Annotated in this window: 17 protein-coding genes and 2 tRNA genes; 4 read left to right on the top strand and 15 right to left on the bottom strand. The window is 60.1% G+C overall.

The genetic code is table 11. From position 1 onward, the window contains the following. Positions 1-2: 2 nt before the first annotated feature. From L598_RS10820 to L598_RS10780, 9 genes are all read right to left on the bottom strand, one after another. Positions 3-806, bottom strand: a complete 804-nt coding sequence (locus tag L598_RS10820) for a tetratricopeptide repeat protein (protein ID WP_144862384.1) — start codon at positions 804-806, stop codon at positions 3-5. After that, positions 793-2,517 carry a dihydroxy-acid dehydratase gene (ilvD, locus tag L598_RS10815; protein ID WP_144862382.1) on the bottom strand — a complete coding sequence of 575 codons (1,725 nt, stop codon included), beginning with the start codon at positions 2,515-2,517 and terminating at the stop codon, positions 793-795. The genes L598_RS10820 and ilvD overlap by 14 nt, the downstream gene beginning before the upstream one ends. A 397-nt stretch (positions 2,518-2,914) precedes the next feature. Next, positions 2,915-3,892, bottom strand: coding sequence for a TerC family protein (locus tag L598_RS10810; RefSeq protein WP_144862515.1), 978 nt, complete (start codon positions 3,890-3,892; stop codon positions 2,915-2,917). Between the two features lie 262 nt (positions 3,893-4,154). Further along, on the bottom strand, positions 4,155-6,938 hold the full coding sequence (locus L598_RS10805) for a valine--tRNA ligase (RefSeq protein ID WP_144862380.1): 2,784 nt from the start codon (positions 6,936-6,938) through the stop codon (positions 4,155-4,157). Between the two features lie 201 nt (positions 6,939-7,139). Next, positions 7,140-7,835, bottom strand: coding sequence for a DUF2497 domain-containing protein (locus L598_RS10800; RefSeq protein WP_144862378.1), 696 nt, complete (start codon positions 7,833-7,835; stop codon positions 7,140-7,142). A 188-nt stretch (positions 7,836-8,023) separates the two neighbouring features. Next, positions 8,024-9,412 (bottom strand): TolC family outer membrane protein, encoded by a 1,389-nt coding sequence (locus L598_RS10795; RefSeq protein WP_144862376.1) that lies wholly within the window; start codon positions 9,410-9,412, stop codon positions 8,024-8,026. 175 nt (positions 9,413-9,587) lie between these two features. After that, positions 9,588-10,262, bottom strand: a complete 675-nt coding sequence (locus L598_RS10790) for a protein-L-isoaspartate O-methyltransferase (protein WP_144862513.1) — start codon at positions 10,260-10,262, stop codon at positions 9,588-9,590. 335 nt (positions 10,263-10,597) lie between these two features. Beyond that, a tRNA-Cys gene (locus L598_RS10785) sits at positions 10,598-10,671 on the bottom strand. A 128-nt stretch (positions 10,672-10,799) separates the two neighbouring features. Further along, on the bottom strand, positions 10,800-11,096 hold the full coding sequence (locus L598_RS10780; RefSeq protein ID WP_144862374.1) for a hypothetical protein: 297 nt from the start codon (positions 11,094-11,096) through the stop codon (positions 10,800-10,802). A gap of 179 nt (positions 11,097-11,275) precedes the next feature. Here L598_RS10780 and L598_RS10775 point away from each other — a divergent pair. Beyond that, positions 11,276-11,350: transfer RNA gene (locus L598_RS10775), tRNA-Asn, on the top strand. Positions 11,351-11,542: 192 nt separating this feature from the next. Here L598_RS10775 and L598_RS10770 read toward each other — a convergent pair. From L598_RS10770 to L598_RS10755, 4 genes are all read right to left on the bottom strand, one after another. Continuing rightward, positions 11,543-13,192, bottom strand: coding sequence for an ABC transporter substrate-binding protein (locus L598_RS10770; RefSeq protein WP_144862371.1), 1,650 nt, complete (start codon positions 13,190-13,192; stop codon positions 11,543-11,545). Between the two features lie 32 nt (positions 13,193-13,224). Continuing rightward, positions 13,225-15,279, bottom strand: coding sequence for an NADH:flavin oxidoreductase (locus L598_RS10765; protein WP_144862369.1), 2,055 nt, complete (start codon positions 15,277-15,279; stop codon positions 13,225-13,227). 96 nt (positions 15,280-15,375) lie between these two features. Further along, entirely contained in the window at positions 15,376-16,932 is a 1,557-nt protein-coding gene (locus tag L598_RS10760; protein ID WP_144862367.1) for a trimethylamine methyltransferase family protein, read from the bottom strand. Then, entirely contained in the window at positions 16,932-17,882 is a 951-nt protein-coding gene (locus L598_RS10755) for a LysR substrate-binding domain-containing protein (RefSeq protein WP_186444999.1), read from the bottom strand. Before L598_RS10755 ends, L598_RS10760 begins: the two co-directional genes overlap by 1 nt. Before the next feature lie 223 nt (positions 17,883-18,105). On the opposite strand from L598_RS10755, the gene L598_RS10750 reads away from it, so the two are divergent. After that, complete coding sequence (locus L598_RS10750; RefSeq protein ID WP_144862362.1) at positions 18,106-20,088, top strand: FAD-dependent oxidoreductase; 1,983 nt, start codon at positions 18,106-18,108, stop codon at positions 20,086-20,088. Next, a complete protein-coding gene (locus tag L598_RS10745; protein ID WP_144862360.1) occupies positions 20,085-21,098 on the top strand; it encodes an Ldh family oxidoreductase in 1,014 nt (337 codons plus the stop codon). The genes L598_RS10750 and L598_RS10745 overlap by 4 nt, the downstream gene beginning before the upstream one ends. Positions 21,099-21,119: 21 nt before the next feature. On the opposite strand, the gene L598_RS10740 is transcribed toward L598_RS10745, so the two are convergent. Then, the gene (locus L598_RS10740) at positions 21,120-23,435 is read right to left on the bottom strand and encodes a penicillin acylase family protein (protein ID WP_144862358.1); all 2,316 of its coding nucleotides are present in this window, start codon (positions 23,433-23,435) and stop codon (positions 21,120-21,122) included. Between the two features lie 22 nt (positions 23,436-23,457). Next, positions 23,458-24,267, bottom strand: coding sequence for an IclR family transcriptional regulator (locus L598_RS10735; RefSeq protein ID WP_144862356.1), 810 nt, complete (start codon positions 24,265-24,267; stop codon positions 23,458-23,460). Between the two features lie 208 nt (positions 24,268-24,475). Between L598_RS10735 and L598_RS10730 the strand changes: the two genes are divergently transcribed. Continuing rightward, positions 24,476-26,005, top strand: a complete 1,530-nt coding sequence (locus tag L598_RS10730; RefSeq protein ID WP_144862354.1) for a M81 family metallopeptidase — start codon at positions 24,476-24,478, stop codon at positions 26,003-26,005. Positions 26,006-26,057: the final 52 nt, after the last annotated feature.

The following is a 26,057-nucleotide window of genomic DNA, read 5'->3' as shown; positions in this document are numbered from 1 at the left end:
GGCTATTTCGTGCCGTTCGAGAGAATATCAGCGGCAAGCGCGATAGCAGTGCGTCGATCGGATTCGCCGGCCAATGCGAAGGCCTCTTCCTGCATCGCACGTATCCAAGGCGCGTCCGCCGGCGAGGCTCGATCGAGCGCCGCCGTCATCATAGCGAGGCCGCGCACCACCTTTCCGCTTTGGAAAAGTAGATTTCCAAGCGTTGCCTGGGCGCCCGCATGGCCTTTTTCAGCGGCAAGCTGGAACCAGCGTGCAGCCTGCCGCACGCTCGGGGTAACACCTTCGCCTTTGAGGAACATCTTGCCTACTTCATATTGAGCGTTCGGATTGCGGTAGGTCGCGGCCGCCCTCATGAAATATTCCTGGGCGGCGACTGGATCAGCCTTCACGGGACTGCCCGGAATACCATTCTTGAGGTAGGTCCCCAGCGCCACCAGCGCATCGGACACATAAGTCTCCTCAGGGCTTCCGGGGCGCACATCCTGCTGCGCAATCGCGGCGAAGAACTTGAACGCCTCATAATCGTCGCGCGCGACGCCATCGCCTTCCGCATACATTCGGGCCAGTTTCCAACTCGCGCCAAGCTGGCCATTTTCGGCGGCATAGCGATAAGCTTCGACAGCCTCGTCCTTGTTGCCTTTCTTGTAGGCCGAGAAGCCGAAACGGAAGACAGCCCAAGGGCTGCGTCGTTCCTGCTGAACGACCGTTTTTTCATCCAGCGCTAGCGCCTGTTCGGCGCCGCCGACCGTGCCGAAAGCCACGGTCGCCGCCAGGATACCCGCCCTTGTCCCTTCAGATATCCGCATAGCAGTGTGTTTCTTTCACTCCACCAGGATGGGTGACCGCACCAAGGCGGGCCGAACCAACCGTTTGGGCATATTTCCAGATGGCGCCGGACTGGTAGTCCGTTTCACGCGGCTTCCATTCCTTGCGGCGCTTTGCGAATTCCTCCTCTGACACCGCGACATCAATCGTGCCCTCGACGGCGTCTATGGTGATGATGTCGCCGTCCTTCAGGAGGCCGATCGGACCGCCGACGGCGGCCTCCGGGCCGACATGGCCGATGCAGAAGCCCCGTGTGGCGCCGGAAAACCGGCCATCGGTGATCAACGCGACCTTGCTGCCCATCCCCTGGCCATAAAGAGCGGCCGTGGTAGCCAACATCTCGCGCATTCCGGGTCCGCCCTTCGGCCCTTCGTAGCGGATGACGAGCACTTCGCCTTCCTTGTAGGCACGGTTCGTGACGGCCGAAAAGCATTCCTCTTCGGAGTCGAAACAGCGCGCCGGCCCGGTAAATTTGAGGTTACTCATTCCGGCGACTTTCACGATCGCGCCTTCAGGAGCCAGATTGCCCTTGAGGCCCACGACACCACCGGTTCTGGTAATCGGCTTGTCCGCCGGATAGACCACATCCTGACCGTCATTCCAGCGAATGTGCTCCATATTTTCGGCAATTGTACGACCCGTCACAGTCATGCAATCGCCATGGAGATATCCGTGCTCCAGCAGGGTCTTCATCAGGAGCGGTATGCCGCCTGCTTCGAACAGGTCCTTGGCGACATATTTGCCGCCCGGCTTGAGGTCTGCGACATAGGGGGTACGCTTGAATATCTCCGCCACGTCGAACAGGTCGAACTCGATGCCGGCCTCATGCGCGATCGCCGGCAGGTGCAAGGCGGCGTTGGTGGAGCCGCCCGAAGCAGCAACCACGGCAGCCGCATTCTCCAGCGCCTTGCGCGTCACGATATCGCGCGGCCGGATCTGCTTGGCGACCAGTTCCATGATCTTCTCGCCAGAGGCATAGTTGAAGCGGTCGCGCATCTCGTAGGGAGCTGGCGCACCACAGGAATAGGGCAGCGCAAGCCCAATCGCCTCGGCCACGGTTGCCATGGTATTAGCAGTGAACTGCGCGCCGCAGGAACCAGCCGACGGACAGGCTGCCTGCTCGATCTCCATGAGGTCGTCGTCGGACATGGCACCAACGGAATGCTGGCCAACCGCCTCGAACACGTCCTGAACGGTGATCTGCCGCCCACGGAAAGAGCCGGGAAGGATGGAACCGCCATAGATGAAGATTGACGGTACATTGAGACGCACCATGGCCATCATCATCCCGGGCAGCGACTTGTCACATCCGGCAAGGCCGACCAGGGCGTCGTAGCAATGTCCGCGCACTGTGAGTTCGACCGAATCGGCAATGACATCTCGCGAGACCAGCGAGGCCTTCATGCCCTGATGCCCCATGGCGATTCCGTCGGTGACGGTGATGGTGCAGAATTCGCGTGGCGTCCCGTTAGCGGCCGCAACGCCCTTCTTCACCACCTGCGCCTGACGCATGAGCGAAATATTGCAGGGAGCGGCCTCGTTCCAGCAGCTCGCCACACCAACGAGCGGCTGAGCGATCTCTTCCCGCGAAAGCCCCATCGCATAGAGGTAGGACCGGTGCGGCGCCCGCTCGGGACCGACCGTCACATGGCGGCTGGGGAGATTCGCTTTCGAAATCGCCTTTGCGTCCATAATATCCCTGCCGCAAAATCACGGCTTCTCCCAAAATAGACACGCACCTTCACCAAACGCGCTCGGAGAGCATTCCGAGGTGCGCCGGGTTTATGGCGGGATGTAGGCAAATTGCCCCCGCCCGCTTTTAGCGCAATCCATATTGAGAAACTGTTGCCAAATCGACACAGATGGTTGTGGACGATTTTTTGCTCTCGTCGGCCATAGTGAGTGGATGGAAAAATCCCACCCAGAACATGAAATCTGGTAGGAATCTTCAGAGCACGTCTGCAGTTTGGCTCGCGCCCATCAGGTGTGATTATTTGCATTAATGACAGGCTGAAGATCATCGCGGCCGACGACCAGCCGCGATGTGGAATTGCTGTCGTTTTTGCAGAACGGCGCTGCCGACTGGTTCCTATTCGGCCAGCCGGTCGCTCCCTTGACGCCGATGCTTGAGCACTTCCTCTGGTGTCTGCCCTCGGTCCTCGTCCTTGATGACGACGGAAGCGAGCACGGAACCCAGGATAAGCACCGCCACCACGCCGAGCGAGACTTCCGCCGGTAATTTGTACCAATGCTGGATCAGCATCTTGAAGCCTACGAAAATCAGGACCAGCGAGAGGCCGTGTTTAAGGAAGCGAAACTCGCGCATCATGCCTGAAAGCACGAAGAACAGCGCTCGCAACCCCATGATGGCAAAGACATTCGAGGAAAAAACGATGAAAGGATCGTTCGAAATCGCCAGCACGGCCGGGATAGAGTCGATGGCGAAGACGAGATCCGTGACTTCCACCGTGACCAGAACGAGAAAAAGCGGCGTCATGAAAAGGAGGCCGTTGCGGCGCGTGAGGAACTTCGAGCCCTCATATTCCTCGGTCACACGGCCCGTGCTGCGGAGCCACTTGACGACACGACTGTTGCCCGGATCGGCCATCTCCTCTTTGGAAGTCATCATTTTATAGCCGGATACGAGGAGGACGAGCCCCAAAAGCGCGCCGACCCACCAGAAATGCTCTACCAAATGGACGCCCGGCACGATCAGCGAAAGCCGCATGACGATGGCGCCGACAATTCCGTAGAAAAGCACGCGATATTGCGCCTCCGCCGGCACCTTGAAATAGGTGAATATCAGGGCGATGACGAAGATGTTGTCGAGCGAAAGGGCTTGCTCGATCAAATAACCCGTCAGGAATTCCGCCCCGCGGCCAGGACCGCCGAAATAGAAAACCCCTGCTGCAAAAAGCATGGCTAGGGTTACATAACCGCCAACAGTAACCAATGCCTCCCGGGTGGAGATGGCATGGTCTTTCCGATGGAGGACGAAAAGATCGAAGAAAAGGATTATTGCGACGAAAGCCAGAAAGCCGGGCCAGAGCCAGTCATGAAGAGTCATGGTATGAGGGTTGAGGTTCCTGCGCCGCGTGAGCGCGCTGTCGATCGGACCGACATCACAAGCGACGCCTCGCCTGCCAGAGGGGCCCGGCCCGGGTGACAAGCTCTTATTTGCTGCGCAGGGTCTGGCTTTTCAAGTCCGCTGCGGCATTCTCGCCGCAACAGGGTTTGTTATCACCAGCACATCCTGAAAAGGCAGAAAGCCCAGGAACCTACGGGGCCTTCCAACTGGAAAGCGGGCCTTTCGACCGGCTCTCCACTTCTCAGCCGGCTTCCTTGACCCGGATAAGTGCCGTTTCCAGCTTTGAACGCGCGTCAGTGAATTCAGCCAGCTTCTCTCGCTCAGCCGCGACAATTTCCTCGGGCGCATTGGCCACGAACTTCTCGTTGCCAAGTTTCTTCTCGATGCGCTGCATCTCCCCATTTAGCTTGGCAAGCTCCTTTTCCAGGCGAGCTGCCTCTGCCTTGAGATCGATCAATTCGCCAAGCGGCAGGCAGAAGGTCGCCTCGCCAATCACGATCTGCGCCGATCCCTTGGGGGCATCTTCGGCAAATCCGGTGTCGCCGATCCTTGCCAGCCTGCGAATGGCAGCATCGTGACGGGCAAGCCTTTCCCGGGTCAACTTGGAAGCCCCCACAATGACCAATGGCGCGATCGCGGCCGGCGGCACGTTCATCTCCGCGCGGACCGAGCGGATGCCGGAGACCAGATCGACCAGCCAGTTGATGTCGCTTGCCGCCTCGTCATCCTCAAAATCGGGCTGCGGCCATGAGGCATGGCACAGCAGCGTCGAGCGTTCCCTCCCCTCGCCGGCCGTATGCGCCCACAACTCTTCCGTCATGAAGGGCATGAAAGGATGAAGCAGCTTGTAGATCTCGTCGAGCACGAAGGCGGCAACCGTGCGGCTCTCGACTTTCGCCGCCTCGTCATCACCGGTAAAGACCGGCTTCAGGAGTTCCAGGTACCAGTCGCAGAACAAATTCCAGACAAATTTGTAGGCCGCGCCGGCCGCCTCGTTAAAGCGATAGGCCGTGATTCCCTTGGTGATCTCGCGCGATGCCCGCGTCAGTTCGGTCAGGATCCAGCGGTTGACCGGCAGCTTCGCATCGTGCAGCCAGAACTCGTCATTGCGCGCCACTCCGTTCATCTCGGCAAAGCGCGTAGCATTCCATAGCTTGGTGCCGAAATTGCGATAGCCTGCAACCCTTTGCGGGTCGAGCTTCACGTCGCGGCCTTGCGCGGCCATGATCGCCAGCGTGAAGCGAAGTGCGTCGGCGCCGTATTCGTTGATCAGTTCCAGTGGGTCTATGACATTGCCCTTGGACTTCGACATCTTGGCGCCGTTCTTGTCGCGCACCAGTGCATGCACATAAACGGTGTGGAACGGCTCTTTGTGCATGAAATGGAGTCCCATCATCATCATCCGGGCAACCCAGAAGAAGATGATGTCGAAGCCGGTCACAAGGACATCGGTCTGATAATAGGTCTTCAGCTCCGGCGTCTTGTCCGGCCAGCCAAGCGTCGAGAACGGCCAGAGCGCGGAAGAGAACCACGTGTCGAGCACATCCTCGTCACGGGTCAGGATCTCGCCGGGCCGGAAATTCTCCAGCTTCTCCTCGACCCAGGCCTTCCATGGCCCTTCATGGGAGAGGTAATGCTGAATTGCCGCCTCAAGCGCGGTTTCCTCGTCCTTTTCAACAAAAACCTGGCCGTCCGGACCATACCATGCAGGAATCTGGTGACCCCACCAGAGCTGTCGCGAAATGCACCAGGGCTGGATGTTCTCCATCCATTCGAAATAGGTTTTTTCCCAGTTCTTGGGCACGAATTTCGTGCGGCCCTCGCGAACGGCGGCGATTGCCGGTTTCGCCAGCGTCTTGGCGTCGACATACCACTGGTCGGTCAGGAAAGGCTCGATCGGAACACCCCCGCGATCGCCGTGAGGAACCATGTGCCGATGCGGTTCGACCTTGGCCAGAAAACCGCCGGCCTCCATCATTTCGACAATCTTGCGCCGCGCATCGAAACGATCCAGCCCGTGCAGCGTGGCAATCGTCGCCGAAAGCTCAGGCGTTTCCTCAAGTTGTTCGAGGAAATCCTCGTTTTCCTTGAGATTTACGGCTGCCTCCGTGCTCAGGACATTGACCATGCGCAAGTTGTGACGTTTGCCGACCTCGAAATCGTTGAAGTCATGCGCCGGCGTCATCTTGACTGCGCCTGTGCCCTTTTCGGGATCGGAATATTCGTCCGCGATGATCGGCAGACGGCGGCCGACTAGCGGCAATATCGCATTTTTGCCGACCAGATGCTTGTAGCGATCATCCTCCGGGTGCACAGCAATGCCGGTGTCGCCGAGCATGGTTTCAGGGCGCGTCGTGGCGACCGTGATGAAGGTCGTGTCGTCCTCCGGATCGAAACTCTTGCCCTCGATCGGATAGCGGAAGTGCCAGAGATTGCCATTCACCTCGACCTGTTCGACCTCTAGGTCGGAGATGGCTGTAAGCAGCTTGGGATCCCAATTGACGAGGCGCTTGTCCTTGTAGATCAGCCCCTGCTTGTAGAGGGTGACGAAGACTTCCAGGACGGCCTTGGAAAGCCCCTCGTCCATGGTAAAGCGCTCGCGCGACCAATCGCATGAGGCACCAAGGCGCTTGAGCTGATTGATGATCGCACCGCCCGACTCGGCCTTCCACTCCCAGACCTTCTCCACGAACTCGTCACGGCCGAGATCCTGGCGATGGATCTGCCGCTCCATGAGCTTGCGCTCCACCACCATCTGCGTGGCGATGCCGGCATGATCCATGCCTGGCTGCCAGAGCACGTTCTTCCCGCGCATCCGCTCAAAGCGGATGAGAATGTCCTGTAGCGTGTTGTTGAGCGCATGGCCCATATGCAATGAGCCGGTCACATTGGGTGGCGGGATGACAATCGTGAACGGCTCGGCGTCGGGCTCCGCCCCAGCGCCGGCCCGGAAGGCATCCGCCCTCTCCCATCTTTCAGCGATTTTCGGCTCGACGCTCGCCGCGTCGTAGGTTTTCTCAAGCATGGAGGTCCCGCAATGTACGGAAAATGCGTAGGGACGGTGTAAACCGGATGCCTCGCCGCAAGTCAACCGAAGTGCATGTGCAAGACGACCCAAGGATCAATGATGCCCCGCCTCAAGGCAAAAGAGAGGTCAATCCAGGCATAAGAGATTCTGCGCCAGCCGTACCGGCGGGATGGCACTACTGGCAACCGAAGATCGAAATTAATTCACACCACCTCGAGCAATCCGCTCGATTTCCTCCCGCACCAGTTGTTCCACCAGGGCCGGAAGATTGCTATCGAGCCATTCCCGCAGCATGGGCCGAAGCATTTCTTCGGCAAGCTGATCAAGATTCCTGCGGCGGGTGGCCTCGACAGCCTCGTTCAACTCTTCGAATGCGGCCGCGACCTTACGGCCTGTGAATTCGGAAATGATTGCAGGTTTGGTGGCAACCGCTCCGTCCGCTTTCGCATCCTGCATGGACTCGGGGGGAGTTGGTTCAACCATACGGGACGCTTCTGGAGCCACAACTTCGGCAGCCTTGTCCTCCCCGGCCCGCTCCTCGAAGTCTGCGGCTGGCGCTTCCGTTGGCCTTTCGATTTCCGGAGCCTTCCCGCCCGTCTCAGGGCGAGAGGGCGCCTTTTCGCCGTCCTCGTGCCGCGAGGCTTGCATATCCGCAGGGCGCATTGAATCAGGCTGTGCCACGAAATCCCGATATGGTGTCAGCTTGCCACGAAAGCTTTCGGCCTCCGCAATCTCGGTGCCGACATCCTCCTCGTCATGATCGTCTTCGACAGAGGAAAAAGCAGTCAGACTGCTTTCATTGCGTGCCGGATCGCTGTCCTCGATGATCCTGCGGATGGAAGCCAGAATCTCTTCCATTGATGGTTCGCGCTGCGCGCTGCTTGCCTGTGCCATCTGAATCCGCCGCCTTCCCGACCGTCTGCCGTTGTCCGCCTGCGCCTGAGCAAGCGGTTCCTCGAATCAACAGTAAGGGTAACTGACGGAGACAGCAGAGAGAATCCCCCAAGAGGGACAGCCAGGCCTTTCACACAAGGAATGGGAGGACGGACAACAGGCCGATAGGTCGCCGTAGCTTACGGATATCAGCGGCCGTCAGGCGTCCTCAGACCATACCACTTGTCCTTGACGGCATTGTAGTGCTCTCGCGGATCGTGGACAGCCACATTGAGGCCAAGGCGGCTAGCCGAGAGCCGGCCCATGGATTGCAGGATGGCATAGCTGGCAACCACCACGTCGCGCTCTGCGCTGACCAGATTGATCTGGGCAGCAATGACATCGTCCTGCGCATCCAAAACGTCCAGCGTGGTGCGCTGGCCGACATTGCGCTCTTCTATGACGCCATTGAGGGCAAGCCTTGCCGCTGCAACCAGTTCACGGTTGGCAGCAACCGATTCGATCGCCGCCTGATACTGAGTCCAGGCCGAAGTGAGCGCTGCCCGCACCTGGTCACGGGTCACATCAATTTCGATCCGGGCCTGGCCGAGCTGCTCCTTGGATTGACGCACTTGCGCCGAAGCAAGGCCGCCCTGATAGATTGGAATGGTGAGGCTCAGACCTATGTTGGCTGAATCTGAAGTGCCTCCACTACCGACGCCGGGCAGACCACTGAAACCGTCGCCACCACTAGTATGGCTGTACTCCGTCGTCACGCCAGCATTCGCCGAGACCTGCGGAAGCATGGAACCTTCCGCCGACTTGACCGTAAAGGCGGCCGCATCGACGAGATGCTGGGTAGCAACGATCGCCGGATGCTCGCTTGCCGCAATCGCCAGTCCCTGGGCGAGCCCGTTGGGCAACAGCTTGGAAAGCGGCTGGGCCGGTTCAAGATTGCCGGGGTCTTCGCCAATGAACTGACGGTACAAAGCCTCGCTCGCTGTGGCCTGGGCGCGCGCCGCGCTCAACTGAGCCAAAGCGGCCTGCCGGCTTGCCTCGGCCTGGGCAACGTCGGTGCGCGTACCCTCTCCAACATCGAAGCGCGATTGCGCCGCGCGGACCTGCTCGCTGAGGAATTCGAGATTCTGCTCCCGCAAAACCGCAATCCGCCGGTCGCGAATGACGTCCATGTAATAAGCGGCAGCATTGAAAAGGATATTCTGCTCGGTATTGCGCAGCGTCTCGTTAGCGGCGTTCACCTGAGCCTCGGCCGCGCGGACATTGTTGCGCGTCTGAAAGCCGTCGAACAGATTCTGACGAATCGAAACACCGAAGGAACCGGCTGTGATCTCCATCCCTTCTTGTGAGGTTACATTGATGCCGCCCGAGGCGGCAATCTGAGGGCGGTAACCGGATTTCGCTATCGCGACCCCCTCATCCGTTACCCGCACACCAGCACGCGCCGAATTCAGGCTCGAATTGTTGTTGTAGGCCTTGGCAAGAGCTCCAAGGATGCTTTCAGCAGACGCATGCGCCGGGAGAAATGCGGCAGTGGAAACAACCAGGGCCGCAAAAATCTTCGTGCGAAACAACGACACGAGCCACCTCAAAATTCCTCGTGGGTCTGCTTTAGTGCGGCCCACACCGTTTGAACATTCGATCCGAAGCCCCACCCACTTCCGATCGCGGAAGCACCGCACCGGTGTAATCACCAGCGCGACGATACATCAAAGGCTTGATCAATTCCGTTGCCGATTGGCAACATATCGACATTCAAAATACAAAGGATGCTTCCCGTTCGAAGCCTGGCAAGGGTTTTACGGCTGCATTGAAAGCCCTGCGGCTGGACACGATTCCATTATCCTTCACGTAAAGCCGGGCAACACCGGCGTTTCCCTGACCGACCACCGCCACGAGCCTGCCGCCATCCTTCAATTGATCGAGAATGACATCCGGCATGATCTCGACAGCGCCACCTATGAAAATGGCATCATATGGCGCTTCCGAGGCGTAGCCTTCCTGCAGCGGCCCTTGCACCACAGCCACATTGTCACAACCGAGTTCCGAGAGGGTCGAGGAAGCCGCCTCCGCCAAGGCCGGATCGCTTTCCAGCGCGACCACCGAACTGGCGATGCGCGAGAACACCGCTGACGAATAGCCGGTGCCGCACCCGATATCGAGAACGAAATCCGATGGCGAAATGTCGGCAAGCTGCGCCAGCTTGGCAAAGGGAGAAGGCTCCATGAGATAGCGAGCCGGCGAGCCGACACTTGCGGGCGCGACCTCCAGATCCTCGTCAATATATGCTAGCGCGCGGCGACGGCTCGGAACAAATTCCTCGCGCGGAATCTCACGCATCGCGTTCAGGAGCGGAACATGCGTGACATCGGTCGTGCGGAGTTGGCCTTCCACCATGGTGGCGCGCTGTTCGGAAAAATCAGCCATCATCATCTGCTTGCCTGTTTCTCCTGGCGCCGAGCGCCTTTGCTGATTCACATCGGAAAGGCGGCATTGATCCGCTTTCCTTTCTACCCGCGATCTTGGAGAAGAGTCCCCTTGGAAATCACATGGTTGGCGCGTGATGTGGCAAAAAACTGCGGCACCGTCAATCGACACCACTGGCCGACGGCCACGGCTTTTCGGATTATTCGATGGCATAATTGGTAACGGGCTTCGATCTTCGTATCCCGTTGCGGAAAATTGGCTATTGACCATCGGCAATGCGCGCGCAAGCGGCACCCGAGAGCGCTTCGAATAAGTATCAAATATTTTGGATCAGGGATTGGAGGCCTCGCCCGGAATCGAACCGGGGTGCAAGGATTTGCAGTCCTCTGCGTAACCACTCCGCCACGAGGCCTCACCGTTCGCCGGCAATGCGCGTCTCAATAGGTTGCACCTCGGCAAGCGTCAAGCCGGCGATGAAGGCTTCGAAAAGTTTCTACATCATACCAAGCAGGAAATCTGAGGCATTCCATTCGCCTTCAACTATTTTCCGTTGCGCCGGCCCCACCAGACGGAAACCCTGCGACGCAGGCGCCGAATGGCAGCGAATTCATAAGAAAGGATGAGAAGACCGACCGGTATCATCCAGAAGCCGAGCACCGGCAGAAAGCCGAAACAGCCCAAAATAATGAACAGGACGCCGATCAGGATGCGCAAGAGACGCGAGCGCGGCATCGGAATCCGGCGGCCAAATACCTGGATGGATGGCCCGTCGGTTCCGTTCACAGGTTTCTGCGATGACCGCAAATCATACGGCTCCTTGTGGCGCTGAGCATCCATGAACACCTCTTTGTTCACCCGTCAAAGTACCGGCAATGACCTCTTCTCCCAACATATGTCGGCAGATGCGGCGAAATGCGAACAAACACGAAGAACCCGTAAAAAAAATTCACGATTGCTTCTTTGCAAATCGGAATGCTCTTTGCTATAGGCTGCCACACTCTCGTGAGCGGAGGCATTCCCCGGTAGCTCAGCGGTAGAGCAACCGGCTGTTAACCGGTTGGTCGCTGGTTCGAATCCGGCCCGGGGAGCCATTTTTGAAAGTTTCCGGAAGTGCCAGATCGAGTGGCAGCGGTTTCGAGTGGCAAGTTCGAAGCATGTTGCTCAGACACCTATGAGCCTCATTCACAATGAGTGCTCATATCAAGCTGTATTTCGGCCTGCCCGATACCAGTCCCCGATGGGGAGGCCACTTTAGCCCTCCCCGCCAAAACTCTCTTTCTTTATCAGGCGTCGAGCCAGGTCTTCTGAAAGTCGAGCTGATAGGTTTGGTGCATGGCGTGACCCTTCACACTCGGCTGCATGTGGCAAAAGAGCGACTGCCAGTAAGGCTGGATGATGATGCCGGAATCCTGCAGGATCTGCTCGACATCCTTCATGACCTCCCGCCGCTCGTCGGGATCGCTGATGGCCAGCGCCTCTTCCAGCTTGGCGTCGAATTCCGGATTCGAATAGCCGGTCTCGTTCCACGCTTCGCCGGTTCGATAACCGAGGGCCAATACCTGCACGGCCAGCGGGCGCATGTACCAAATGGTCAGCGAATAGGGAAACTTCGTCCAGTCATTCCAGAAGGTTGAGCCCGGCAGGACGGTGCGCTTGACCTTGAAGCCTGCTTCCCGGAGCTGCGCGGCAATGGCATCGCCGGTATTCTTCTGCCAGTCGTCATCGACGGTGATCAGCTCATGCTCGAAATCGAGCTGGCCGGCCTCCTCCATCAGCTTCTTGGCCCCCTCCAGATCCCGTTCCTTCTTCGGCAGTTCGGCATATTCCGGGTGGATCGGAGCGACATGGTGATTCTCTCCTACCGTACCCCTGCCGCCATATCCGAGCTGCAAGACGACATTGTTGTCGACCGCCATCTGGAGCGCGTTGCGGACTTTCTGGTCGTCATAGGGCTTGTTGGTGACATTGGTGCGGGCAACCAGTGTCGTCGCCGTCTCGATCCCCGACTTCACGAGATCCATTGCATCAAGAATCTCGATGAATTCCGACGGCGTTTCGAAATTCAGATCGATTTCGCCGGATTCGAAGGCATTCACCGTGGCATTGGCGTCCGTTCCGTAGTCGATGAACTCGACTCCGTCGAGATAGGCCTCACCTCCCCACCACTTGCCGTTCTCCCGACGTTTGACCACGGCTCTCGATCCGACCTCATAAGAAACGAGTTCAAAAGCGCCGGTGCCGATCGGATGGGCAACGAGATCCGAGCCATCCTTTTCGAAATTCCGATGCACGATCAGCGCCGGATAGTCGGTGAAGTTCGGGATGATCGAAATATCGGACGAAGCCAGTTTCAGCAGAACGGTATGATCATCGACCTTTGTGATCGCGCCTTCACGGGCCTTGCCCGTCTCCGGGTCAATGAGGGATGCCATACGGGCGGCCATGGAATTGCCCTCGGCATTCTTGTCGCACCAGCGGATCAGGTTGAAAACCACGTCGTCGGCATTGAACTCGTCACCATTATTCCAGGTCACGCCTTGGCGAACATGAAGCACATATTCCGTTGCATCATCATTGACCTCCCAGCTTTCCAGAAGCACAGGCTCGAAGGTGAATTCGCGCGTGTAGTTCACCAGCGGTTCGAGGAAGGTCCGGGCGGCGTTGCCGAGTTCGACCCAGTCATAGGAGCGCGGATCCTTCTGCGCCTTGACCGACATGGAGCATTTGAGCACCCCGCCTTTCTTGGGCTCTTGTGCGCGAGCAGGAGTGGGAACAGCAAGGCCGGCCAGACTGTATGCCATCACCGCCGAAGCGCCCATGGCGCTTGCCAGCGACAGAAACTCACGACGGTCTATCTTTCCCGAACGTGCATGCTCGGCCAGTTTGTGAACAGCGGCCGGCACTTTGTCGCCATTGTTCCTGAAGAATGCCATTTCAATCTCCCATTGGTTCCCGGTTTATAGTTTCAGATACGTAGAGAGAAGCGGATGCCGTCATAGATTGCCGCGTGAATGTTGCGCGAGGCAACGGCATCGCCGATCCTGAAAAGGACGAACGTGGCGTCCGCATCGTTTTCAGGAAAGATTGGTCCTCCCGAGACAAGATTCTCATAATCGACTGCGCCCCGATTGCGGGATAGCGGCTTGAGCTCGAAATAAAGCTCGTCGAGCGGCAGCGTCCCGTGCTCCACGATCACCTGGTCGACCCAACGGCGGTCGCGCCAGCCCGGCGCGAAATCGGAAGAAAGCTCCGCCACGAGCGCATTGCCGTCGCGCTTAACGGAATGCAGCCGGGTGTTGATGGTGATGCGCACGCCCTTCTCGTGGAAGACGCGCATATAAGGAACATGGTTCATGCCGCCCATTTCCGGCGCGAAGAAGCGCTCGGGCGAAACCAGTTCGAGTGTCGAACCGGCTTCGGCGACAATCTCGGCGGCTGTCATCCCCGAGTGACCGCCATTGTCGTCATAAAGCAGCACATTCTGGCCCGGCTTAACCGTACCGCCAACGATATCCCAGGTCGAAACGACCAGGTCGTCGCCGGCTTCCAGCGGTGGGTTCTGTGGTATTCCACCGGTGGCGATCACCACCACGTCCGGCTCCAGCGCCAACACGTCGGCCTTCTCCGCCCAGGTATCGTAGCGGATCTCAACACCCAGCCTCTCCAGTTCGGCGACACGCCAGTCGACGATCCCGATCAGTTCCTTCCGGCGCGGATTCCGGGTCGCGAGCCTGACCTGACCGCCAGGCGCCGAGGCCGCTTCCAGGATTGTCACCGAATGCCCCCGCTCGGCGGCAACCCGCGCGGCCTCCAGCCCGGCGGCGCCGGCACCGACCACAACGACTTTCTTTGCAGGTCCCTGAGCGCGCGGGATGACATGCGGGATTTTGGTCTCGCGACCGGTGGCAGCATTGTGGATGCACAACGCCTCGCCCCCTTCGTAGATGCGGTCGAGGCAATAGGTTGCCCCGACGCATGGGCGAATACGGTGCTCCTCACCCGCCATGACCTTGGCCACGATATAGGGATCGGCGATGTGGGGCCTGGTCATGCCGACCATGTCGAGCTTGCCGGTAGCTATGGCGTGCCGGGCTGTAGCGACATCGGAAATCCGTGCAGCATGGAAAACCGGAAATTTCGTCGCCGCCCTCACTTCGCCGGCAAAGTCGAGATGCGGCGCAGAACGCATGCCGGCGATCGGGATGACATCGGCAAGTGCGGCATCGGTATCAATATGACCGCGTATTATGTTGAGAAAATCGAACTTGCCGGAGGCGGCCAAACGCCGGGCGATCTCCACTCCCTCCTCCCGGCTGAGGCCCTTTTCAAGATCCTCGTCGGCGACCATCCGGATACCGACGATGAAATCCGGTCCGACGGCAGCCCGCACGGCGTCAATGACGCGCCAGGTGAAGCGTAGGCAGTTGTCGAGGGAGCCGCCATATTCGTCCTCGCGCCAGTTGGTTGCCGGGGACCAGAAACTGTCCATCAGATGGCCATAGGATTCGAACTCGATACCGTCGAGGCCGGCTGCCTGCATGCGCTGTGCCGCCGCTGCATAATCGGCAACGATGCGCTCGATATCCCAGTCCTCGGCCTGTTTCGGGAAAGCCCGGTGAGCCGATTCACGTGCCGGCGACGCGCTGAGCACAGGCAGCCAATCGGCCTTGTTCCAGCCGGTGCGGCGACCGAGATGAGTGAGCTGGATCATCACCTTGCAGTCATGCTCATGGCAGGCATCGGCCAGTTCACGAAGCCACGGCACGATCTCGTCACGGAATGCATGAAGGTTGCCGAAAGCGGCCGGGCTGTCGCGTGAGACCAGCGCCGAGCCTGCAGTCATGGTAAGCGCAATACCGCCCTTCGCCTTCTCCGCATGATAGAGCCGGTAGCGCTCTTTCGGCATGCCGTCCTCGGAATAGGCCGGCTCATGCGAGGTCGACATGACGCGGTTCTTCAGCGTCAAGTGCTTGAGGCGGAAGGGCTGGAGCAGCGGATCGTTCGACAGCGCAGCGCTCATGGACCTGCGCTTTCTGCACGAAGTAAGGACCATCCCCGCAGTCCGCGCGCCGTCGTATTCTGAACCTTCCCTATAATCACGCTCTCAACCGTCGCATTAATTGACACTGTCTGGCAACCGCTCTTCCCGCCGCGCGATGAAATCGCGCAGACCCTCGGCGATACCCTCGTCAAGCCTAGGTTCCTCGTAGTCCCGCAGCATCGCGCGCGCCTTTTCGCGGCCGCGCGTATCGTGGTCTTTGGCTCCCTCGGCGCTCCATTGCTCGAACGAATTGAAATCCATCAGGCTCGGGATAAAAAACGCCGATTCGAAATGCTCGAGCGTGTGCGCGGTCCCCAAGAAGTGCCCGGCAGGGCCAACCTCGCGAATTGCCGCCAGCGCCTCCTTGAAATCGTCGAACGGCAATCCGCCTGCATATTTGTACCAGCCGACAAGTTGCTCGCAGTCAGTGACGAACTTCGAATAGCCGCAGGTAAGGCCGGCTTCCAGCCATCCGGCAACATGCCAGATATAATTGGCTCCGGCCAGGATTGCGGCATGCATGAGCATGTTCGCTTCGTACCCCGCCTGCGCGTCGTTCAGCTTCGAGCCGACATGGAACCCGGACGTTCGCCACGGCAGTTGGTACTTCCGCGCCAGTGCGCCCATCAGGTACATCATTTGGGCGGCTTCGGGCGTACCGCCCATTGGAGCACCGGTCTTCATATCGACTGTGACCATGAACTGCCCGTAAAGCTGGGGCGAACCGGGCCGGACAAGCTGCGTGAACGCTACGCCCGCCAGCGCTTCGGCATTGACCTGCGCGACAGCACCGACGGCGGACGCCGAGGTGGAAGCGCCGCAGAGCGCGAAGGGCGCGAGAATCAGCGGCTGGTTGTGGCGTGCGTAGACCTTCATCGCGTCCAGCATGGTGGCGTCCCATACGAGCGGCGAATTGCAGTTGGTGACCGACACCAGCACCGGATTATCGCGGACATACTCATCGCCGAACACGATGCCGGCCATCTTCATCGTGTCTTCGGCGCGCTCCTTCGAGGTGACGATGCCCATAAACGGCTTGTCGGAATGCTTCAGCGCCGAGTGGATGATGTGCAGGTGCCGTTTCGGCACCGGAATATCCATCGGTTCGCAGATGATCGAGCTCGACGAATGCAGCGCCGGCGCCATGTATGCGAGCTTGTGGAGATCGTTGAGATCCGCAAGCGATGCATAGCGCCTGTTGTTGTCGAGGTCGCGCACATAGGGCGCCCCGTACATCGGCACGAAGATGCTGTTCTGGCCACCCACCCGTACCGACCGCTGCGGATTGCGCGCGGTGAGGGTGAATTCCGACGGAGCCATGGATACGAGTTCCATCAGGAGAGTGCGGTCGATCCGTACTCTCGTGTCGGAGACATCGGCACCGGCCGCTTTCCATATGGCGATCGCCTCGTCGTCGCGGAACTCGCACCCCACCTCCTCGAGGATGTTGAGAGACTCCTCGTGGATTAGGTCCACGGCCTCGTCCGGCACCATCTGGTAGACAGGAATCTTGCGCGCCAGGGTCGGGAACGACGCCATGGGGGCACTCCGCAGAGCCTTGCGACCCAAGCGACCGCCGCCACGGCGAGGAGACGACGACGCTTGCGTTGCATCCATGTCTGTCATGCTCATCACGGCTCTCCCTTGCCTCTAGGAGAGCGCCTGCGAAGCGGTTGTTCAAGCGAAATAGGAAGCCGGCTCGCTTGAGTTGAACTCAATGGTCCAAGGGAGAGCAGCCAGTCCTTAAGCAAGGTTGCCTGTGGGCTGAGAGGCCGGCGGGCGCTCCATGTCACGAAGGATGATTGCGGCGCGGCGATCTCGGCGTCGGTCACCCGCACAAGGTTGCCTGCTTCGATCAGCGGCGCGACAAGGCTCTCCCAGCCGAGCGCCACACCCTGCCCGCTGCGGGCGGCCTGCAAGGCGATGACATAGCTGTTGAAACGCCGTACGTTGACGTGCCGATCCGGGTGGCCGACCGCACGCAAGAACTCTGCCCAAGTGGTCCAGGTCCAGTCGATGCCTTCAACGGACAGAAGTTGCAACTGCGCCAGATCCTGTATCGACTTAACGGGGTACGCCTTGGCGAAGGCGGGGCTTGCGACGGGAAAGATGCGGTCGTCGTACAGCTTCGCCGAAAGTTCGTCCGGCCACTCGCCGTCTCCGTAACGGATGCGCAGGTCCACGTCCGGCCGGTCGAGACCGTGAGGATGGTCCGAGATCACATGGTCCACAACGATGTCGTGGTGCCGGTTCCAGAAAGCTCCCATGCGAGGCATCAGCCAGAGTTGCGCCATCGCCATGGTGCTGCCGATGGTCACCACGGCCTGTCCGCCCAGCGATTTGATCTGACGGAACGTCGAGGATATCCGCTCGAACCCTTCGCGCAGCGCAATCGCCAGCGTTTCGCCTTCGCGCGTCAGTTCGAGCGCCCTGTGGCGGCGCAGAAACAACGGGACGCCGAGTTCTTCCTCCAGCATCCGGACCTGCTTGGAGATGGCGCCGGGCGTGACGTTGAGTTCTTCCGCCGCCTTGGTCAGGCTGAGGTGCCGTGCCGCCGCTTCGAAGGCGGCGAGCGCAATCAACGAAGGCAGGCTGTAGAATCGGCGGACCATCCGGCTCCTGACCGCGCGTTGCGCGTCGCCTCAATATTCTCCTGTCGATTGCCTGTGGCTCAATCGCAGGAGAATTTCGTTCACCTTGACTATTAGCCTCGGTTGCTTGTCGATGTGCAACAGTCGTTTTCCTGTGCGGATAAGATTCTGCCTTGAGTATCAGGAAACGCGCTGACCCTAAGGGAGGAGGCGCATGGAGGAACGGGTCTTCGGCCGGCTTTTCACGCCAATCGCCCTTCGTGGCAAGACGCTGAGAAACCGGATCGTTTTTGGCGCCCATACGGCGAATATGGCGGTCGACGGGCTGCCTACTGAGAGACATGTTGCCTATTATGCCGAGCGCGCTATCGGTGGTGCTGCGATGATCGTGGTCGAGCCCATGCCGGTGCATGCCGCGGCAGTGCTGACGCGCGGCAATTTCCGCCACTCCGACGACAGCGTGATCCCGCATTTCCGGAAGGTAACCGGCGCGATCCGCGGCAACGGCGCCATCGCTATTCAGCAGCTCTATCATGTCGGCCAGCATGGCGATGCCGACAATTCCTTTCATCCCGCCTGGTCACCTTCCGGCCTGCCGAGCTATCACGATTCCGACGGCTCGCATCGCATGAGCGAGGCGGAGATCGAGCAGACCATTGACGGGTTCGTGCAGGCCGCGCGCCGCTGCCGCGAAGCGGGCTTCGATGGAGTCGAGGTTTGGGCCGCATATCATGCCCTCCTCGACCAGTTCTGGACGCCATGGTCGAACCGCCGCGACGATCGCTGGGGCGGGAGCCTGGAAAACCGCACCCGGTTCAGCCGGGAAATCATGACCCGTATCCGCAAGCTCTGCGGCGAGGATTTCATCATAGGCCTTGCTGTGAACGACGAGCCGGATGTGGAGGTGGCGCTCGGACGCGAGGCCCTGGCCGAGATCGTCGCCTATCATGATCGCGACGCGCTGTTCGACTATGTCACCTGCGGCTCGGGCAGTTATTTCGATTTTTACAAGCTGATGCCGACCTTCCTCTATCCCGAGAAGCTCGGCGCCGACCTCGCCGGGGTTCTGAAATCCGCCGTCCGACATGCGCTGGTGACGGCGGAAAGCCATATCCGGACACCGGAGAACGCTGAGAGCGTGCTGAGCGAAGGAAAGGCCGACCTCGTCTCGATCGTACGCGGGCAGATCGCCGATCCGCATCTAGCGGCCAAGGCTGCCGCAGGCAGGCCGCAGGACATTCGTGGCTGCCTTTCGTGCAACCAGATGTGCTGGGGCCGGCGCCATCGCGACTACTGGATAAGTTGCGTGGTAAATCCCTCCGTCGGCCGCGAATGGGAATGGAGCGGAGACCGCTTCTCGCCATCAGAGAAGCCAAAGCGAGTATTGGTGGTCGGCGGCGGTCCTGCCGGGCTGGAGGCGGCGCGCGTTGCGGCCGAACGTGGCCACCGCGTCGTTCTTGCCGAAGCCTCGGATCGACTGGGCGGGCAATACCGTTTGGCCGGGATGCAGCCGCGTCGGACCCAGATCCTCGACCTGATCGAATGGTATCAGCGCCAGCTCGAGAAACTTCAGGTGGAAATCCGCTACAACAGCTATATCGAGGCTGAGGATATCGAGCGCGAGGATGCGGACGAGGTGATCGTGGCGACAGGCTCCCTGCCGCCGGAGGGCGGCTTCCAGAGAGCCCTCCCCCAATTCGAATCCCTGCCCGGCGGCGGACAGGTCCTGTCGGCCGAAGCCATAATGGCGCGCGAGGCGCGACCGGGCAAAAGAGTCATCGTGCTTGACGACGGCGGCAATTGGAAGGGTTGCGGCACGGCCTGGAAGCTCGCCGAAGATGGCCATGAGGTTGTGCTTGTCACACCTGACCCTATGGTCGGCAAGGAACTCCAGCGGACGGCGGCCGACGTGCCGTTGCGGCGTATTCTTGCGAAGCTCGGCGTCCGCTTCATAACCGAAAGCGCGGTTGTGGAGTGGGATGGAAGCGTTGCGCGCGCGGCTTCGCTACTGGATGGAAGCGAACAGCGGATCGAAGCCGATGCGCTGGTATCCGCCGCAACCAATATCGCAGATGACAGTCTCGCCATGGAGCTCGAGGCGCGCGGCATTGCCTTCACGGCCATCGGCGACTGCACGGCCGCGCGACAAGCGGCATTCGCCATCCATGACGGTCGAAAGATAGCATTGTCGTTATGACCAGTGCCGAAACCATTGTACTTTCGATGCAGGAAGCTGAAGAACTATGCTTTCGGGCGACACTCGGCGTCGGCGCGGATGTAGCGGCCGCCCGCTCCCTCGCGCGGGCGACGGTTGCAGCGGAAGCTGACGGTCAACCGACCTTGGGCCTCAGCCATTTGACAGATTATCTCGACGGCTATCGCACCGGACGGATAGCCGCCGGTGTAACGCCCATGCTGACCCGGCCTCTTCCCACTGTCATCAGGTCGGATGCCGCCGGTGGACTGGCTCATCTCGGCTTTGACCTTGCTTTCGATGACTTGGTTTCGGCGGCACGAAATTTCGGTGTCGCCATTTTCTCCCAATCGAACGCCTTCACATGTGGGGCGCTCGGCTATTTCGCCGGCCGGCTGGCAGAGCAAGGACTGGTCGCATTCGCAGCGACCAACGGCCCTGCCCTCATGGCGGGTTCGGGCTCCACACAGCCGGTCTATTGCACCAATCCGCTGGCCTTCGCCGCGCCCGGCGGCGCGGACGGCCCCTTGCTGATCGACCAGGCTTCAAGCGCCACGGCCTTCGTCAACATCCGCAATGCCGCCCAAAACAACGAACCGATACCCGAAGGCTGGGCGGTCGGCAGCGACGGCAAGAATACCACCGACCCGCAGGAAGCGATGAAAGGCGCCCTGCTTGCCTTCGGCGGGACGCGCGGCGCGAATATCGCGTTGATGCTCGAAGTGCTGTCCGCCGGACTTACGGGCGCCAACTGGTCACTCGACGCGCCATCCTTCACCTCCGGCTCCGAGTCTCCCGGTTCGGGCCTCTTCATCCTTGCCATCGATCCAAAGGTGATGGAACCGGATTTCGAACATCGTATGGAAAAGCAGTTGAGAAGGTTGTCGGACGACTATGGCGTCCATATTCCCGGCCGATCAAAGCACGCGCATCGCTTGCATGCCGGGCAATCCGGGCTGGCAGCACCTCGAGAGATAGTTGCAGAACTGGAAGCGGCCGCGCAAGAGCGGTAGAACGGTCCCGAACAAAGCTTTTCAGTCCTGAGCGGGCTCCAACCTGATTACGGTCTCTGTCGCAGCGGCTATGGCCTCCTTTGAATAGAGCAGAGGAACATATTCACCTTTCGCCCATAGCGGCGCCAGATCGGCATAGTGCGGTGACGAAGGATCGCCGGACTGCCCCGGCGCATTGATGGCAACACTTTGGTCCCACGCGCCGACATCGATGACCATCCTGACCGAGGCGCCTGTGGTGACGTGGAAATTGCCCGGGCCATAGGCAGCCATCATCACTGTTGTATCGCTGCCGCCCTTGGCGAGTGGCCCTACATCCAGGCCGGGCTTCACGCCTACGCGCGAGACCACGTGGGCGAAATAGCCTTTGTGCAAATCGCCCCAGCGCCAATTGGCGGTATCCATGCCGAACCTCTCTCCAAGCGCCACATGGGCCTGACGGAGCGTGCTCCTCAGAAATTCCGCGCGGTCCTCAGCCCCTTCGTGGACAATGGAATCCTCATTCCGCTCGAGTGCGGCAAGGATAGCTGCAGTATTGCCGGCCCCCAGCAATGTTCGAAGCACCGGATCGGCTGCTGCACGTTTTAGAACTGTGGGTTTCAGGAAAATGCTCCACCAATACTCGAACAGAAGAGCGGCTGCAGAGTCAGAATCTACTCGGCAATCCCATGCTTTCAGCATTGCAATAGCATCGTCTTCGGCGTCATCCGGCAGAAGATGCACAAGCCGCGCCGCCATTGGAGAAAGGACATCGGTTTGCAGCGCGCACGAATCCATGGTCCCAAGCCTGCCTCCCTGCCCGAGCACCGACGCAATCCGCTCGGCACGGCCATCTTCGTGCCACTCGAAGGAAACGGGCAACGCATCATGATTCCAGCTTGCAGGCAGGTTCATCTCGTTGGCGGAAAAGACAAAGCCGCATACCGGATTGACGCTCTCCGGCTTATCGGACTGCTCGAGAAAACCCTGCCATTCGAAACGTCCGTCGCCGGGAACCGGCACCAGCCCGCGCCAGCCTTTTCGCCTCGGAATATAGCCCGCCGGCAGCCAGCCGATCGTGCCGGTCACATCGGCATAGACTTGGTTGACGGTCGGAGCACCCCAACGCGCCATGGCCTGCCTGAAACTGTCATAGCTCTTCGCCCGCATGCCGGTGAGGCTGGCCATATAGGGCGCGCTGCCGGGCTCAGTGAAAACGGTGCGCAGCGCCACCGCAATATTCTTTGCCTTGTCACGATGGATGACCGGTCCATGCCGGGTGAAGCGGAGTTCGCGCTTCTGGTCCGGTGCGCCTTTGACCTGAAAAGTTTCGGTTACCGACTCCATGGTCTCAAAACCGTCGCCATAACGGTAGCGGTCAGGCGCCTGCGGGTCGGTTTCATAGACCATGACGTCCTCCTGGTCGGCCGGAAAGATCGTCAGGCTGAAGGCGGAGTGACCGTTGTGACCGGCCATGATGCCAGGCGAGGAAGGTTCCCCCGCGCCGATCAGGTCGAGGCCTGGCGCCGTAAGATGAACGAGATAGCGCAAGGATGGTGCGGCATGAGCGCGATGCGGATCGGTGGCCATGATCGGTCGACCGCTTTCCGTGCGGCTGCCGGCGATTGCCCAGTTGTTGGAGCCTTCCTTCAGATCGGCACGTACCACTTCCTTACGCGCAGTCACACGTGCCCAATATTCGGCATCTTCGACAGTGGCGGAAAGCCGCTCTGGCGAGAAGGAGACCGGCGCAGTGGCGAGTTCGTAAAGCTGAAGCGCCTCTATCGGCACATGCGCCGTCTTCGTCCACTCCTCCAAAGGCACAGGCGGCTGCAGATTTGCGCGTAAAAGATCGGTTTGGGGACTAGCCGATGCCAGCACATTGGCGCGCAGAACCTCGGAAGTAGCGTTGCGGCTCAGGCAATGGGTGCGGATGCGCACCACGTCTTCCGGTCGCCAACGCGCAGGCCGCGTGCCGAGCCGTTCGAATTCCTCGGGAAGCGGCATCACACCTTTCTCGACAAGTCCGACATAGGCGTTGATACCCTCGGCAAAGGCCGTACAGATCGTCTCGGCGTCGTCGCCGTAGCAACGCCATTCGGCGGCCATGTCGCCGCGATAGAGGAAAAGGCGGCTGGCCTGGTCCTGCAGCAGATAACCGGGACCGAAATCGGCAGACAGCAGACCGAGCCCGCGCTTGCGCCAAAGATCGATCTGCCAGAGCCGGTCCCGAGCCGCATTGAAGCCCTGGACGAAGAACAGATCTGCAAGGCTTTCCGCAGAAATGTGGGGAATGCCCCAGCGGTCGATCCGGATCTCTGCGGGCGCGATAAGGCCGTTGACGGATATCTTGGTCATGATTTTCGCTGAAGGATCGTGATCAGAAACGGTTGATGGCGCGGGCGGCTTCGTTGGCGAGCGGCGCGAAGCGCTGGCAGAATTCTTCGGCGGTCCATTCGGCGAGAGAGCCGGCCAGATGAATGGCTCCTCGCGGCCGGCCGTCCGGCCCCCGCACGGCCACACCGACAGCGACCTCGCCCACCAGCACCTCCTCTATGGTGAAAGCATAGCCAATCTCCCGCGCCTCGCGGATCTTGGTCCATATGCCTGCCGGTTCGGTGATCGTCTTGGCGGTGAAGGGCCGGCGATCCGAACGGGCGATGATGTCTTCCACCTCGGCATCGGGAAGCTGCGCCAGGACGGCGCGCCCACCCGAGGTACAGAAAACCGGCACGCTATGGCCGACCAGGGTGGCGAAGAAATTTTCGCGCTTGCTCTGAAGCCGCGCTGCATAGACCATGCGCAGATCGTCGAACAGGCTCAGATCGACCCGCTCGCGAGCCGCCCGCCTCAACTCCAGAAGCACCGGGGTCGCCCGCTCTATAAGCGGATCGAGCCGCAGATAGTCGAGTGCATGATCGAGAATGCGGATTCCCGGAACATAGCCTCGGTCATCCTGATCGCGTTCTATATATCCCATGATGCGTAGCGTATGAACCACGCGCTGCACGGCACTTTTTCCTATGCCGCACCCGGCCGAGATCTCGGCCAATGTCAGCGGCTTCTCGCTGCGATGGAACGCTGAGAGAACCTGCATAGCCCTCGCAACGGACTGAACAAAAAGCGGATCGTCCTCATGCCCCTCGATGGGCCGCTCCCCCAGTTCCGCTCTGAAGATGCTCCTCTGCATTTCCCCTCGCAACGGCGTTGACAGGTCTGACACAGCATAGCTAATCTGTTTCGATACAGCTATATCGCTGCTCGATATACAAAACCGTCTCTGCCAAGGACTATCGCTGGATGTGGGGCAGTTCATGTTTTGCGCCTGACTGGTCAAGGCACAGGCAACTCCGCTCGACGATCCGTCGTGCAGAATTCATTTTCCGCGGAGGCGCTTGATGGCGAAGCGGGTCGCGCTGGCCGGATTTCTACACGAAACCAACACCTTCGCGCCGTCAAAGGCCCGTTACGAGAATTTCGTCCAAGGGGGCGGCTATCTGCCGCTGAGCCGTGAGCAGGAAATTCTTGAGCGCTGCAAGAACGTCAATCTCGGCATTTCCGGTGCGATCGCCCACGGTGAAACCGCGGGATGGCAAATGCTTCCGGTCCTTTGGACTGGTGCAATCCCGTCCGCCCATGTCGAAAAAGAAGCCTATGAGCGGATTGCCGGTGAAATCGTGGACGGCATCGCCGCCGCTGGCCGGCTCGACGGCGTTTATCTGGATCTGCATGGCGCCATGGTTGCCGAGCATCTGGACGACGGCGAAGGCGAGCTGATCGCGCGGGTGCGCCGCGTCGTCGGCCCCAATGTGCCGATTGCGGTGAGCCTCGATCTGCACGGCAATGTTACACGGCAGATGGTTGACGAAGCCGATATGCTTGTCGCCTTCCGCACCTATCCGCATGTAGACATGGCCGAGACCGGACGCCGCACGGCGGTGCAACTCGATTCTTTGATGACGCGGCGGCGGCCTTTCGCCAAAGCCTTCCGCCGCCTGCCCTTCCTTATTCCCATCCCATGGCAATGTACTGCACTGGAGCCAGCCAGGACGATCTATACGCTGGTGGCCGATCTGGAGCACGGCCCGGTCGCCAGCACCTCATTCCTGCCTGGTTTTCCTGCCGCCGATTTCGAGGAATGCGCGCCGACGGTGGTTACCTATGGCGAAACACAGGCCGATGCCGACCGTGCGGCCGACCATATCGAGCAGATGGTACTGGAAAGCGAAACAGCTTTTGCCGGCAAAGCCTACGAGGCCGATGAGGCCGTGCGCGAAGCGATGCGGATCGCCCGGCATGCGTCCAGGCCAGTTGTTATCGCCGACACGCAGGACAATCCCGGTGCCGGAGGCGATTCCGACACCACGGGCATGCTGCGCGCATTGATCAGGAACGGAGCGGAACGCGCCGCCATCGGAATCATTGTTGACCCTGAATCGGCTCGCCGGGCGCATGCGGCTGGTGAAGGCGCCGAAGTCCGGCTGTCGCTCGGCGGGCATTCGAGGATACCGGGCGATAGCCCGCTCGAAGGGACTTTCCGTATCGAGAAGCTCTCGGATGGGCGATTCAAGGCGATTGGTCCTTATTATGGCGGCACGGACATGAACCTCGGCCCCTCCGCATGCCTTTCGATCGGCGGTGTGCGGATCGTGGTGGCCACTTACAAGGCGCAGATGGCCGATCGCGAAATGTACCGTTTCGTCGGCATCGAGCCGGAGCAGCAGGCGATCCTCGTCAACAAAAGCTCGGTCCATTTCCGCGCTGATTTCGAGCCCATCGCCGAGACGATCCTTGTCGCCAAGGCACCGGGTCCGATGGCGCTCGATCCGGCAGACCTGCCTTTCACCCGTCTGGCGCCCGGCATACGCCTCTCACCGAACGGACCGGCATTCGCGGCCGACGGCAGGCAGCGAAGAAAGGAGGCTTGACGCATCCCGGCGATGCGCAACCATGCAGGTTCAATCAGGAAGGCGGCACCAA

Origin of the sequence: Mesorhizobium sp. J18 (genome assembly GCF_007829525.1) — a bacterium.
Lineage (GTDB): Bacteria > Pseudomonadota > Alphaproteobacteria > Rhizobiales > Rhizobiaceae > VLJP01.
This window is presented reverse-complemented; position numbering and strand designations above follow the sequence as displayed.

Excerpts from the sequence above, each read along its gene's own strand:
- L598_RS10805 (WP_144862380.1), bottom strand. The coding sequence starts at position 6,938 with ATGCTTGAGAAAACCTACGACGCGGCGAGCGTCGAGCCGAAAATCGCT.
- L598_RS10730 (WP_144862354.1), top strand. The coding sequence starts at position 24,476 with ATGGCGAAGCGGGTCGCGCTGGCCGGATTTCTACACGAAACCAACACC.
- L598_RS10765 (WP_144862369.1), bottom strand. The coding sequence starts at position 15,279 with ATGAGCGCTGCGCTGTCGAACGATCCGCTGCTCCAGCCCTTCCGCCTC.
- L598_RS10820 (WP_144862384.1), bottom strand. The coding sequence starts at position 806 with ATGCGGATATCTGAAGGGACAAGGGCGGGTATCCTGGCGGCGACCGTG.
- ilvD (WP_144862382.1), bottom strand. The coding sequence starts at position 2,517 with ATGGACGCAAAGGCGATTTCGAAAGCGAATCTCCCCAGCCGCCATGTG.
- L598_RS10770 (WP_144862371.1), bottom strand. The coding sequence starts at position 13,192 with ATGGCATTCTTCAGGAACAATGGCGACAAAGTGCCGGCCGCTGTTCAC.
- L598_RS10740 (WP_144862358.1), bottom strand. The coding sequence starts at position 23,435 with ATGACCAAGATATCCGTCAACGGCCTTATCGCGCCCGCAGAGATCCGG.
- L598_RS10790 (WP_144862513.1), bottom strand. The coding sequence starts at position 10,262 with ATGATGGCTGATTTTTCCGAACAGCGCGCCACCATGGTGGAAGGCCAA.
- L598_RS10745 (WP_144862360.1), top strand. The coding sequence starts at position 20,085 with ATGACCAGTGCCGAAACCATTGTACTTTCGATGCAGGAAGCTGAAGAA.
- L598_RS10760 (WP_144862367.1), bottom strand. The coding sequence starts at position 16,932 with ATGAGCATGACAGACATGGATGCAACGCAAGCGTCGTCGTCTCCTCGC.
- L598_RS10780 (WP_144862374.1), bottom strand. The coding sequence starts at position 11,096 with ATGGATGCTCAGCGCCACAAGGAGCCGTATGATTTGCGGTCATCGCAG.
- L598_RS10735 (WP_144862356.1), bottom strand. The coding sequence starts at position 24,267 with ATGCAGAGGAGCATCTTCAGAGCGGAACTGGGGGAGCGGCCCATCGAG.
- L598_RS10800 (WP_144862378.1), bottom strand. The coding sequence starts at position 7,835 with ATGGCACAGGCAAGCAGCGCGCAGCGCGAACCATCAATGGAAGAGATT.
- L598_RS10810 (WP_144862515.1), bottom strand. The coding sequence starts at position 3,892 with ATGACTCTTCATGACTGGCTCTGGCCCGGCTTTCTGGCTTTCGTCGCA.
- L598_RS10750 (WP_144862362.1), top strand. The coding sequence starts at position 18,106 with ATGGAGGAACGGGTCTTCGGCCGGCTTTTCACGCCAATCGCCCTTCGT.